This window comes from Priestia sp. 179-F W1.4 NHS, from assembly GCF_045369295.1.
In the GTDB taxonomy this organism is placed as follows: Bacteria; Bacillota; Bacilli; order Bacillales; family Bacillaceae_H; genus Priestia; species Priestia zanthoxyli.
The window spans coordinates 1-12,560 of the sequence record NZ_JBIQFF010000027.1 but is presented as its reverse complement, the minus strand read 5'-3'; the positions used below and the strand labels follow the sequence as shown (position 1 = coordinate 12,560).

Annotated in this window: 11 protein-coding genes and 1 pseudogene; 7 read left to right on the top strand and 5 right to left on the bottom strand. The window is 31.8% G+C overall.

The window, feature by feature from the left end:
- Together ACH0CI_RS27375 and ACH0CI_RS27370 are read left to right on the top strand one after the other, a co-directional pair.
- Positions 1-865, top strand: an 865-nt coding sequence (locus tag ACH0CI_RS27375; protein ID WP_406902574.1) for a GerAB/ArcD/ProY family transporter, incomplete at its 5' end; no start/stop codon positions are given.
- A gap of 211 nt (positions 866-1,076) precedes the next feature.
- Positions 1,077-1,247 carry a hypothetical protein gene (locus ACH0CI_RS27370; RefSeq protein ID WP_176551795.1) on the top strand — a complete coding sequence of 57 codons (171 nt, stop codon included), beginning with the start codon at positions 1,077-1,079 and terminating at the stop codon, positions 1,245-1,247.
- Between the two features lie 145 nt (positions 1,248-1,392).
- Here the strand turns inward: ACH0CI_RS27370 and ACH0CI_RS27365 are convergent, their stop codons facing one another.
- Positions 1,393-2,268 carry a PhzF family phenazine biosynthesis protein gene (locus tag ACH0CI_RS27365; RefSeq protein WP_406902573.1) on the bottom strand — a complete coding sequence of 292 codons (876 nt, stop codon included), beginning with the start codon at positions 2,266-2,268 and terminating at the stop codon, positions 1,393-1,395.
- 635 nt (positions 2,269-2,903) lie between these two features.
- A complete protein-coding gene (corA, locus tag ACH0CI_RS27360; RefSeq protein WP_406902571.1) occupies positions 2,904-3,863 on the bottom strand; it encodes a magnesium/cobalt transporter CorA in 960 nt (319 codons plus the stop codon).
- Positions 3,864-4,759: 896 nt separating this feature from the next.
- Between corA and ftsW the strand changes: the two genes are divergently transcribed.
- Complete coding sequence (ftsW, locus tag ACH0CI_RS27355) at positions 4,760-5,950, top strand: putative lipid II flippase FtsW (protein ID WP_406902570.1); 1,191 nt, start codon at positions 4,760-4,762, stop codon at positions 5,948-5,950.
- 583 nt (positions 5,951-6,533) lie between these two features.
- Here ftsW and ACH0CI_RS27350 read toward each other — a convergent pair.
- Both ACH0CI_RS27350 and ACH0CI_RS27345 read right to left on the bottom strand, forming a co-directional pair.
- Positions 6,534-7,175, bottom strand: coding sequence for a hypothetical protein (locus tag ACH0CI_RS27350; RefSeq protein WP_406902569.1), 642 nt, complete (start codon positions 7,173-7,175; stop codon positions 6,534-6,536).
- A gap of 180 nt (positions 7,176-7,355) precedes the next feature.
- A complete protein-coding gene (locus ACH0CI_RS27345; protein WP_406902568.1) occupies positions 7,356-8,000 on the bottom strand; it encodes a phosphatase PAP2 family protein in 645 nt (214 codons plus the stop codon).
- Between the two features lie 341 nt (positions 8,001-8,341).
- Here ACH0CI_RS27345 and ACH0CI_RS27340 point away from each other — a divergent pair, with 341 nt between their 5' ends.
- Positions 8,342-9,115, top strand: a complete 774-nt coding sequence (locus ACH0CI_RS27340; protein ID WP_406902567.1) for a TerC family protein — start codon at positions 8,342-8,344, stop codon at positions 9,113-9,115.
- A 1,012-nt stretch (positions 9,116-10,127) separates the two neighbouring features.
- On the opposite strand, the gene ACH0CI_RS27335 is transcribed toward ACH0CI_RS27340, so the two are convergent.
- Positions 10,128-10,238 carry a Spo0E family sporulation regulatory protein-aspartic acid phosphatase gene (locus ACH0CI_RS27335; RefSeq protein WP_406902566.1) on the bottom strand — a complete coding sequence of 37 codons (111 nt, stop codon included), beginning with the start codon at positions 10,236-10,238 and terminating at the stop codon, positions 10,128-10,130.
- Positions 10,239-10,767: 529 nt separating this feature from the next.
- Between ACH0CI_RS27335 and ACH0CI_RS27330 the strand changes: the two genes are divergently transcribed.
- The 3 genes and pseudogenes from ACH0CI_RS27330 to ACH0CI_RS27320 form a co-directional block, all read left to right on the top strand.
- Positions 10,768-11,115 carry a hypothetical protein gene (locus tag ACH0CI_RS27330; protein ID WP_310878829.1) on the top strand — a complete coding sequence of 116 codons (348 nt, stop codon included), beginning with the start codon at positions 10,768-10,770 and terminating at the stop codon, positions 11,113-11,115.
- Between the two features lie 540 nt (positions 11,116-11,655).
- Complete coding sequence (locus tag ACH0CI_RS27325) at positions 11,656-12,246, top strand: TetR/AcrR family transcriptional regulator (protein WP_098197715.1); 591 nt, start codon at positions 11,656-11,658, stop codon at positions 12,244-12,246.
- 66 nt (positions 12,247-12,312) lie between these two features.
- A pseudogene (locus ACH0CI_RS27320) lies at positions 12,313-12,560 on the top strand (YhgE/Pip domain-containing protein); the annotation flags it as partial.

Genomic DNA, 12,560 nt, shown 5'->3' with positions numbered 1-12,560 from the left:
GCTAGGGAGAGTTCTTTTCCTTTTATTTCTTTTGTATGTGATGGTTGATGTTATCTTAATGATTTTCGAAATGGGTTCCTTTATGGTCACAGTCATTATGCCTGAGACACCCCTAGAAGCTATTATTATGGTATTTTTACTTGTAGTTATTATTGGAGCTCGTCTTGGACTTGAGACATTGTCACGTGCTGCGGAAATACTCTTTCCTTGGTTTTGTGTTTTTTTCTTTCTACTGGTATGTCTCAATTTACCCAATGCTAAATTTGAAAATATGCAGCCTTTTTTTGAGGGGGGCATACACACAATATTTAAAGGAAATATTTCTTTAGCATCTTATATATTTGAAAGTGTTATCCTAATTGTCATTTTCCCTCATATTAGAGAGAAAGATCAAGCAACTAAAGCTTATATAAAAGGTATCACTATAGGAGTCACATTATTAGTCATTATTTCTTTATTATCGTTATTAGTGTTTGGGTTAAGTACTCTTAAAATGGAATTTTATCCAAGCTACCTGTTAGGTCAAACTTTAGAATTCAACTTTTTTTCACATGTTGAAGTGATAATGGCTGTTATTTGGTTCATTAGTTTATTTTTTAAAGTAACAATTTGTTTCTTTGTATCTGCTCAAGGTATTGCTCAACTTATAAAGGTACAAGATTATCGAATAGTTACATTCCCCATAGGTATTTTTTTATTTGCTTTATCGTTTATTTGCATCCCCAGTAGTATGTATTTAATTCACTTTATAAATTCTACATGGCTTTCCTATTCCGTCACATATGGATTGTTCTTCCCACTTTTTCTTTTAGCAGTAGAACTAATAAGAAAAAGCCGTAAACCGAATTGTGTGAATGGACGCTGAGAAGAAAATGAAAGCGATACTTGTGTGGGAGTTCTATAGCTCATTTTAATGTGAAGCCCGACTAATAACGTATTCCGACTATTCCAATAAATCCGAAAGACCTCTGCCTAATATGCGAAAAGGTTTCTTTTTTGTGAAGTTCCCTTTAATTGGTTGTTAACCTGAATAAAAGGGAACTACATATATTAATAGTACACAAAGGAGATATGCATTGGAGACAAATTACGGGTACTATACTGGATCTCTGTTCGTGAGGGAATTAGAACGTTTAAAAGAAGAATATATTCAACTTGATCTCGAGGATATGAAAGTAATGATGAGGGAAGACATTTTACTTCTAGAAAAAGCAATGGATATGTTGTATAAGAATAAAGTGTATTAAGTTGAGCAAACTACTGGAGAAGTCTTGTAGGACTTCACTTAAAATCTAATTTTATTTATCAGTAGAAAAAGCTATTTCCCCCAAAGATAGCTTTTTCGCTTTGTAGTTAACATAAAACAGGTTAGCAGCAGTTATTTTTCTTAACTTAAATAACAATATATTTTTGTTGAAAATTAGAAGCAAAGCCTCCTACATGAACATCTGTAATATTATTAAAATTAGTTGATATATTTACAACAATCTCTGAAGGTTTATTCATTACATATCCTTGCTCAAAAGTGAATGTACTATGTTTTTTAAATTCTTTATTTTGTTTTATTAAATAACATGCTAGTGCTGCATTTGATGTACCAGTGGCACTTTCCTCTGGTATATCAAACAGAGGTGCAAAGTTTCTGCAATGAGCTGTAGAATTATGTAGTGTTTCCAGTGTAAATACATGATATCCAGTTACATTATGTTTCTTACTTATTTCAGCGATCTTCTTCATATCAGGAATAGTCTTTAGCAGGTCTGAAAGTTTTCTAACAGGTATAATAATATCGTGTAAACCTGTAGATACGATTTGAATAGGCATATCAGGTATTAGTTGTTCTTCATCTAGATTTAAAGAATCAGTAATTTCTTTACAGGGAAGTGTTGTAAAGAAATCAGGAAGATTTTGTTGTAAATATATCATTTTATTTTCGTCAATCTTTACGTTAAGCATTCCTGCTTTAGTCTTTATTGTATATGTCCTTGAATTTATTTCTTTCATCTGAGCTAATAAGGAAAAAGTAGCAATTGTAGCATGTCCACATATGGCAACTTCTTCATTTGGTGTAAAATACCTAATTTCGTAATCTGAATTTATAGAAGGAAGTACAAATGCAGTTTCGGAGAAATTTAGTTTTTTTGCAATAGCTTGCATATCTTTTATTGTAAGATCCTTTGTGTCTAAAACAACCCCAGCTGGATTCCCACCTTTTGTATTTTTAGTGAAGGCGTTTAACATATATGTTTTAATCTTCAATTCAATCACTTCTTTCTCTTTTTCCCCAGTGTATCATGTTGTAGTAAAAAACGACGTGTATATTTCATACATATCTAGTTACCATAATGTCTCTTCCAGAACACACACCAAAAAGAACTCCTTGAGCCACAAGGAGTTTAAGAGAGATTACTATTATGAATTATGCAACCTTTTATACATCCTTCATTTATCAACGTTTGGCCTCGGACTGAGTGACAAACAGGTGAATAAAAAGTGCACATTTTATTCATATGCTTTAAATGGAAAAGATAGTATTTATAGCAAAAATTCATTATGATTTATTGTGAAATAAATTTTATATTAAGTTCCCTTATAAGCTACATCATAATTCGAGGTAGTTTTCTATTTGTTCTCTTTAAGACATAATTTTCAACATACATATTTATGTAGTCATTCTCTTCGAACAGACGTAGGAAATGGTGAGGATATATATAATAAAGACAAAAAACACCTCTCTAAGAGAGGCGTTTTTTGTCTCAATTTCCACTTTATAAATTAACGTATAAAGTAAGTAAATTGGTAACCATTGAGTACATACTAGCATAATGAAAAAGCAGTAGCAAATCGTAGATGGCAGCTTTTTATTTTAAAAAATTATTAGAAAGGCTTCCTTCCAGCTCTTCCTACTTACTGACATTGAACCAGCCTTTTCGTTTAAACCAGAGAATCATACCGATGGTTATTAAAACCATAACTCCTAAAACAATATAATATCCGTAGTGCCAGTGAAGTTCAGGCATATGATCAAAGTTCATCCCATATAACCCTACGACAAAGGTAAGGGGGATGAAAATAGAGGAGATAATTGTTAATGTCATCATAATGGAGTTCATCCGATTAGCGTTAAGTGAAAGGTAATTATCTCTCATATCTGATGTCATATCTCGATTGGCTTCCACCATGCTTGTTAATTTTATTAAGTGATCATAAATGTCATTGAAATAGGCTTTCTGCTCCGCAGGTATATATAAACGTTCAGAATTAATAATTCGATATAGCAGATCACGCATAGGAAGAATGGTTTTTCTAAGCTTTAATAAATCACTTCGGATATCAAAAACATCATTCATTAATAAAGCAATTGATCTTTTGACATCTCTGCTTTCAATTTCATTTAATTTATCCTCAATTTCATACACAATTGGGAAGTAATCATCCACTAATTGGTCTAGAACCGCATAAGCAATATAAGACACACCTTTATTGAATCCACTATGATACTGTAAAAGACGTTGTTGTACTGTTTTAATACTGATTACCGGTTTAAAGTGAAAGGTCACTAAATAATTTTCTCCAATAAATAAGTCTACTTCTTCAACATCTAACGTGTTGCTGTTTAAATAATGAAGAACTAAAAAGCTGTAACCCTCATAATAATCAAGTTTAGGACGTTGTAATAAGTGAAGACAATCTTCGATAGCTAGAGGGTGAAAGTGGAAAAACGACTCTAACACTTTTGCTTCTTCCTCAGATGGAGAGGCAAGGTCTACCCAGAACCACTTAATTGAAGGATCAGACAAGTGATCAAGGGGTATATCTTCTTTGACGTGTAGATCTTGTGTAATAGCGATTGTTCGAATCATACTACTGCTCCTCCATGTGATTAATGTTTCTATACATTATAGTATGTTACATAAAATAAACGATTAATCCAACTGCTAACAAGGTAATAAAATCTTTCTGGTATTTTCTTCTCTTTTCTTCCCTTGTATCTTTATTTTTTCCAAAATATTTATCTATAAAAATAATAATACACAGAAGGAGGAAACTAAGGATGATGTCCAGTATTAAGAAATGAAAGAAATGTTCTGTAGTAGTCAATGACATAGTAATTCTCCTTATTTCTCACGTTTAAGTGTAAGCTAAATAAGTCTCTCTTCATATTTTAATTAGGTACAAAAAGTACTAAAATCAATGTAGCTGTATAATAACGAATAGCATAAAAAAGAAAGGATTCGCTTTTTATTGTTTTCCTTATCCTAATGTTTATAATTAAAACATACAAAACAACTTATTATATACTAAAACATTCTATATGTCCTAACTTTTTGGAAGAAAGAGGATTATTAATCTTAAAAATAGGAACGTCTAAGAAGTGTATAAATTAATAAGGTGAGACGGAGAGGAAAGAATAAAACGTAACGATATGTAATAAAAGAAATAGTAGTGGGAGATTTTTATGAAATATGCACAAATTTTTATTGATAATCGAATTCGAAATGCAACGTTGATTGTATTGCTGATTTGTATGAGTATAGCCTGGCTATTTGACAGCGATTACTGGTACAATATAGCCGTTCTTATGGTTTCAGTATCTTTTCTCTTACATGGTATAAATGATTATATCGTAGGAAAGAACAAAGCACGGGGAACTGTTATTATACTATTGAGTGTTCTTTTTACTCTATATAATCTACTAAGAATTTTTGTTTTATGATAAAAATAAGATTCTTACACTTGCAAGGAACGAGGAGTTTTTATGTTTAAGAAAATAGTAAAATGTTATGATTACAAATTTATTGTGGCCTTAATTGTTCTAAGCCTCATCGGTTTAGTCATGGTTTACAGTGCTAGTATGGTAACGGCGGTTAGTCGTTACGGTGTTGAAGGGGATTATTTTTATCAAAAGCAAAAACTTGCTCTGATAGCAGGCTTCTTCTTTTTCTGTGTTGCTGCCTTTATTCCTTATAAAATCTATCGAGAAAAAAAAGTATTAAAAATCTTATTAATAACAGTGATTACACTTCTTGCTTTGGTCCTTATTTTTGGACATACCGCGGGAAATGCACAAAGTTGGCTTATACTGGGCCCGATTCGAATACAACCATTAGAATTTACGAAACTAACAATCATTGTATATTTATCGGCTGTTTTTGCAAATAAACAAGAGTATATCAATGATCTAAAGCGCGCTATTATTCCACCTACCTTTGTTGTATTGTTTATTTGTTTCTTAATTGCTTTGCAACCCGATTACGGTGGGATTTTACTTATTTTAGGGACAGTTGCGGCTATTGTTTTATGTTCAGGTATTTCAGTAAAATCAATGCTAAAGATTGCCTTACTAGGAATAGTAGGGATCATTATTATGTTAGTTATTTTATTAATAACGGGACATATTGATACTGTGTTTTCTCCTGTTCGTTTAGCTCGTTTTACTGGTTATCTACATCCGTTTGAAAATCAACAAGGGAACGGGTATCAACTGGTCAATTCTTACTTGGCTATAGGAACTGGGGGATTAACAGGGCAAGGGTTAGGACAAGGTGTCCAAAAAGCTGGTTACCTACCGGAATCTCACACTGATTTTATTATGGCGGTTATTGCTGAGGAGTTAGGTTTCTGGGGAGTACTGCTGGTATTGGGGTTGCTATTTTTTATTATTTTACAAGGTTTAAAAATAGCTAAAAGATGCAGTGATCCTTTTGGTGCTTTGTTAGCTATCGGTATCTCAGTCATGATTGGCATTCAAGCATTCGTTAACCTGGGAGCAGTAACGGGAATTCTTCCTATCACAGGTGTAACGTTACCATTTGTCAGTTACGGTGGTTCTTCTCTTACCTTGCTTATGTTTGCTGTAGGAGTACTGGCGAATATATCCATGTTTAATAAATTTGAAAAGAAATACAAGCACAAAGTAACAGATCCAAGGGAACTGAGAAGTGTCTAATAATTTACATGAATGACATTTCTATAAAAATTATTGAGAATAAAATTATAAACAAAAGACACTGGTTAAGAGCCAGTGTCTTTTGTTTATGGAAGGAGGTTAAGTTTGTAGTATTGCTAAAGGATTCAAAGGTCTATTAGAAATCCTCTTATGTATTATTCATATACTTTCCTAAAAATCTTATTTAGAAGATAAAAATTATTCCTTTCGAAAAAACTGCAAGGCGCTATAAACGATCCATAGAAAACAGGCGACCATAACTTGCTTTTCTAGACAAAGAATAATTGTCCATAATATCACTAAAGTTAAAATAGGAATAGATAACTTTCTTATCATTCATACCTTACCTTTCTTTATTATTCTCTTATCTATATTCATGAAAACGTAGTAGATTGCCTTTTTTGGACAAAAAAAAGGACGCCTATTATGGCGCCTAAATCCAACGAAATAATTTAAAAAAGGGGAAATATGTTAACTCTAAGAATTAACATGATCTTATTTGATTCTTACCCTTTTCAAAAAGAAAAAAACATACATATATTATAGATAAAACAAATAAGCTACTTAAAATTCTCTATTCCATTTATTGATCCTCTGGATCTACCTCGAGACTTTCAACTTCATCATTCTTCTTTAATTCTAATCGTACAACTTTATTTTTACTATCTCCAGACGTATTGTCGTCATCTTGCTCAAAGTCTTTAGATTTTTTATAATTCTTTTTTCCACTAGACACTTCTATTGTTACATCATTATCCGTTTCATTAATTAATTTCCCAATTATGCTATACTCTCCATCAACATCTTTTTCGTATATACCATTTGAATCTGCTTTTGCTTGAGGAGTTAACTCTAAACTTTCTGCATTGTTATTTTTAGCATCAATTTCTACGTTTACTTGTTTTCCCTCAATATCCTTAGGTGTATCTTTTTCTTTTTCAAACGACTTACTCTTAGGTATCTTTACTTTTTTACCATCGATAACAAGTGTCAACTCATCATTCGTTTCTTTGTCTAGCGTCCCTATTAAATCAAAATCTTCACCTTGCTGTTTACTATCCGGATCTTTAGAGTACTGTTGTAAATTTGATTTATTTTCAGAAGAGCTATTCTTACTTTGTGACGCATTTTGAGATGAATCATTTTGATTAGAGCATCCTACAAGAGAACCTGTAGCTAAAGCACCTGCTAATGAAACACAAACCATTACCATTTTTTTATTCATATAGATTATTTCTCCTTTTTCTTTGTTTCTATTTATATTGCCTATTATTTAAAAAACCAAACGAAATTACGATTCTAAAACCGGAGGCGTTTTATACCATAGAAACAATAATAATCATAATTAATCTTTTGTTAACTACCACCTTTGTATGAGACCTTGATGTCACCAAATTAACATTAATTAGTTAGACATTTTGTTCTTTTCTTTGTAATGACCTGTATATATCATTATAATTATGAGCCAAAGCGCACTAATAAGGTATCCGCCTAAAATATCGCTTGGATGGTGTACACCTAGATAAATACGACTGAATCCCATTACTAAGATAAGAATGATTGCTAGTAAGGAAAGTAGAACCTTTATTTTATTGCTCTTTAAATGTGTCCATAACAGAAATAGAAGTATACCGTAAAGAACAAAGGAATTCATGGCATGTTGACTAGGAAAGCTATGTTTATCTACCTCTACTAAATGAAATCCATCTGGTCGTGAACGGCTAAATAAATATTTTAGACCCTCGCTAAGTAGTCTTTCTCCTGTCATGGCAACAACAAATAGAACAGAAGCCAAACGACGTTTAGTTACAAAATAAAGGTAAAATAAAATTGCAAGACAGATTACAATAACAAAGTAAGTTGATCCAATAAAATCAAAAAATTTCATTATAGGCGTTAAGTAAGAAGATCGTTTATGATGGATAAGAGATGATAACCATTTGTCAAATTCACTAAACTTGCCCATTTTAACTAAGATACCAGTACAAATAAAGCTAACTAGCAGGAACAGCCCAAGAACATATAATTTTAATTTTATTAACATCTTCATATTGGAATCCCCAGTTCTATATAAGTAATGTTATTATTTACATGTATTTCACATATATACAATTTAGCTCTCTCAGAACGCTATTGTAGTAACTTGGCTTTGTTTCACTGAAAATGCGGTAATTATGGAGGGGCTAAAAGTGTTTATGATATTCAAAAGAAGTATTAGCAAAGTTGCACAAACAACTTCTGAATATTTACATTTTAATAAATATTATTTAGAGAATTAGTGTTAAAATAATGAAAGTTCCTTTCTCTAGGATTACTGTTCATATAGATGGTCATTCTAATGTAAGCAAATTCTTTAACATAATGAATTATAATTGGAAAGGAGGAAAATAGATGGACTCTATCTGGATCGAATACGCTTGGGCATTGTTAATTCTAATTGGTTTAGAAGGTTTATTATCAGCTGACAATGCTCTTGTACTAGCAGTTATAGCTAAACATTTACCGGATAATCAGAAGAAAAAAGCAATTAATTATGGAATTCTTATGGCATTTATTTTTCGATTTGGTGCTCTTTTCGCTATTTCATTTATCGCTAATGTATGGTGGATACAGGCAGTGGGAGCAGCTTATCTTCTGTATTTAGGTTTAAAACATGTCCTTAAGAACCGATTTGGAAAACGCAATGAAGGTGTTCATCATGAAGATGAAAAAGAGTCTGCAGGAAAAGGATTCTGGCCGACAGTAGGAAAAATTGCGTTAGCTGATTTGGCTTTTGCGATTGATTCCATTTTAGCTGCAGTAGCTATAGCCCTCGGCCTTCCAGATTCACCGTTTGGGGAAATTGGTGGTATGGATGCGGGACAATTTGCAGTTGTAGTTTTGGGAGGAATTGCAGGTCTTATCTTGATTAAGTTTGCAGCAACCTGGTTTGTGAAACTACTCGAAAAGCGTCCTGCCTTAGAAACTACAGCATATGCCATTGTCGCTTGGGTAGGCGTTAAACTTGCTGTTATTACTCTTGCTCATAAGGATATTGGTGTCTTAGACCCCCATTTTCCCCATAGTACTATTTGGACATTAATCTTCTATGGAGTATTAGTTGGTATTGCTCTACTTGGTTGGTTTGCACCGAGCAATAAGTCTTTAGAAAAGCCTTCAGCCTAAAAATATAATTAAGTATGACGTATTGATGTATCAATATAATCAGTATGATCAAAACGAAAACACCCTGAATATATCTTAAAGAGTTAGGATATTTTCTATCTACTTTTGAAAGTTTGGTCACAAAAGAAGATTAGCCTTTCCTGGTGCTATAACAGATGAAAATTATCAATAGTTAAGAACTAATATTTATAATACAAAATGCATTTGCTTAAACTATCTATGATGCTATAATCCATTAAATGAATACACCTCGTATAAAGCCAGTAAAAGAACCACTCTTTCAACTGGTTTTATATGTTGATACAGGTTATAAAGAGAAGAAACGTACATATTCTTATAAGAAAAAGTAAAATTAACTTCGCGGTTTTATAAATGAACTAAAAGAAAGTCTACTGAGATCCCCAGTAGACCTTTTTTATTATGTATAGTTACTGACTATGTTAAGCAAACTACTCAAGATGATGGAGAGCATCATCTCACCTAGCATGACCTTTTAAAAACTCCTGAATAGGCACAGGGGTTTTTTCTCTTTTCTACACATAAGTTCTTACTAACTTGAACAAACTACACCTGATGCTGTGAAGCTTCTATTTGGAAATCCTCACTACTTCTTGAGTTCGCAACATGGTTCGTTAGAAAGCTACTGATCCCTGTTCAGTAGTTTTTTCTCTTTTTAGGCTGTATAAGATATACAAATATAATTTATATAATTTACATAATCACCCATCAAAAAAGAACCCTCATGGGAGTAAGGGTTTTAAAAAGATTCCTATTATGAATTATGCAGCTTTTTATACATCCTTGATATAAAAGGCTTTCTCAGAGGAATAGATAAAAAAGAAGGTATAAAAAAGCTGTCTTTTATACATATGCTCGTACGGAAAAATATAGTCTATATAGAAAAAATATGTTACTATTTATCTACAGTTATAGAGTTACCTTAAAAAGCAACCTCACTCCAAATGCCATTAGAGAATGAGGTTGCTTTTATTCTTTTTATTTAAAACTAAAACTAATCATTTGAAGTGACTTTTTCTAATTGGTTTAACAGTTGATCAACAAATTGACTGATTATAATGGTATTGCGGCTAGCAAACCCTTCCTCTAACCCCACTTTGATCATAAGTTCTCTTGCTGCCTCTATATCTACAAGTAAAGCCTTTCTTAAAGTGCTGTTATATATATCTTTGCAATTATCTAATCACCTATTTCTCTATGTTGTTTCTTTTTTATTTAACGATAACTAGATTTTCACTATATAACAACATTTTTTCTTGTTAAACCCAATTAAAATCCTAGAATACCTTTTTAAGAGTCTGAATAGCTCATTTTTTATACCTAATACATGTTACAATACGTTTTGTAGATGCGAATGAAAATTCCATTTCTTATTTCATAGGCAAGAGAAGTCCTCATAATTTGAGGGCTTTTCTTGTTTTTAATCTGATGATAGTCAATTTCCAAAGAAGCCCGTTAGATTATAACCTAATTTTTCAAGATCATTTATAAGAAATGACCTCCTAACTATTATTTAAGGAGCATAGTTTTTTGTATCAAGGCTACCACTTTTACCTAAGGCAATTTTTATAGCATAAAGAAACATTTGTTGGGTAAACTACTAACAAATATGATTATGATGAGAGTGTATACGTATGAGTTATTTTTATGGTGCTACCTTTTTATTTTCTGGTTTATTTCTAATAAACCTGTTATTTTCGTATCAAAGTAAGCATATTGATCCGGCCTTTTGGACGACTTTAAAGTATCAACTTTTTGCCTTCCCACTATTTTTAATAGCCAATATGCTTATCGGATACGGCATCAAATTTGGATTTAAGGCGATTCAGAATCTAACGTTTGTTTTAGTTACATCTAAAGGAATAGAGATAGTGATTTCAGTATTGATGGGTTATCTATTTTTTAAAGAAGTTCCTACTTGGAAAACAGCATTGGGGTTTTTTATTATGATTGTAGGCATTATTGTTTCGAAAATAAAATAGAACCTTAGACGGTTTTGAAATTTATATTGGTAAACTTAAACAATAGACAACTTCTGTTTGGAGAACATTGTAGTAAAGCTTTAGTTACCATAATCACTCTTTTGGAACATAGAAAAAAGGAATTTCTTTTCGTACAGCTCACGCACAAGGGGATAAGAAAGATTACTATTATGAGGTATGCAGGTTTTTATAAATGACGAACATGCTAATCATTATTGGTTAAAGAGATGCATAACAACCAAAGAATTGAGCAAGCTACTTAATATGAACGGAATCTCATCAAAAAAAAATTATGTTACAGAAAAACTAATCTTTAGGACTCAGAGGTTGGTTTTTCGTTTTCTAAGCTGTATATCTTATACATAGTTAGTTACCATAATGTAGCTTCTAGGTAGAAGAAATATTAACTAATTGCACTTAATCAAAATTAAATAAATTACCAAAAAATATATTGACAATTTTAATTTGGTAATTTATGCTATAAAGCAAGTGATCGCTTGCATTTACTGTTTTTAAAACTTTTTCAAGGGTAGGTTGAATATGAACAAAATGAAAGACACATCAGATCGTATTATAGAAGCGTTTTTAGAACTATTCAGTACTCAAGGATATAAAGGAACAACGACACGTGCCGTTGCAGAATTAGCAGGTGTAAACGAAACAACTATTTTTAGAAATTTTGGAAGTAAAAAGAAGATAATGGAAAAATCAATAAGTTATATATCGCGTAATATTGTATTAAACAAATTAATGCATGAGGAAATTACATGGAACTTAGAACATGATTTGTTAGTAATCTCAGATGGTTATCATCAATATATTGAGAATGAGAAAATGAGAAATCTAATTTTTATTAGTTTACAAGAAGCTCGAATGTTTCCAGAGCTCAGTGAAGCTATTGCATTAATTCCTAATCAGTTGAAAGACGAGTTGGTTTCATATTTTACTGAAATGTACAAGAGAGGTAAACTCATTGAAACCAACATGGAAGCTCAAGCCATGAACTTTATTTGGATGAATTTTGGTTACTTTCTCTCTAATTCTCGCTTTAGTAAAAATTCATTTTCTGATTCAAAGGAAAATTTTCTAAAATACAGTATTCAACTTTTCTCTAGGGGGTTAACCCCCTAATATTTTTTGTAACAAAAGCAAGTGAACACTTGCTTTAGGTAGTTAAATAACAAGGAGTGTATAATGATGAGAACTTTTAAAAATTTCTTTAAGCACCGCGAGACTTATATTGGAATTGCAACAGCTTTTGCTTTTTCACTAATCTTTTTCTGTGTATGGATGACTGCCTATGATGGTGTTACAGACCGTGTAGACCAATTAAAAGTTGGGTTAGTTAATAATGACACTCAAATGGGAAACAATATTTCAAAGAACCTAGAGAAAAATTTACCTTTCAAAGTTAAAGCCTATAATTCTTTAACATCTGCTAAAGG

Bases quoted from the DNA above. Each gene is read 5' to 3' on its own strand.
- ACH0CI_RS27340 (WP_406902567.1), top strand. From the start codon at position 8,342: ATGGACTCTATCTGGATCGAATACGCTTGGGCATTGTTAATTCTAATT.
- ACH0CI_RS27350 (WP_406902569.1), bottom strand. From the start codon at position 7,175: ATGAATAAAAAAATGGTAATGGTTTGTGTTTCATTAGCAGGTGCTTTA.
- ACH0CI_RS27335 (WP_406902566.1), bottom strand. From the start codon at position 10,238: ATGATCAAAGTGGGGTTAGAGGAAGGGTTTGCTAGCCGCAATACCATT.
- ftsW (WP_406902570.1), top strand. From the start codon at position 4,760: ATGTTTAAGAAAATAGTAAAATGTTATGATTACAAATTTATTGTGGCC.
- ACH0CI_RS27325 (WP_098197715.1), top strand. From the start codon at position 11,656: ATGAACAAAATGAAAGACACATCAGATCGTATTATAGAAGCGTTTTTA.
- ACH0CI_RS27345 (WP_406902568.1), bottom strand. From the start codon at position 8,000: ATGAAGATGTTAATAAAATTAAAATTATATGTTCTTGGGCTGTTCCTG.
- corA (WP_406902571.1), bottom strand. From the start codon at position 3,863: ATGATTCGAACAATCGCTATTACACAAGATCTACACGTCAAAGAAGAT.
- ACH0CI_RS27330 (WP_310878829.1), top strand. From the start codon at position 10,768: ATGAGTTATTTTTATGGTGCTACCTTTTTATTTTCTGGTTTATTTCTA.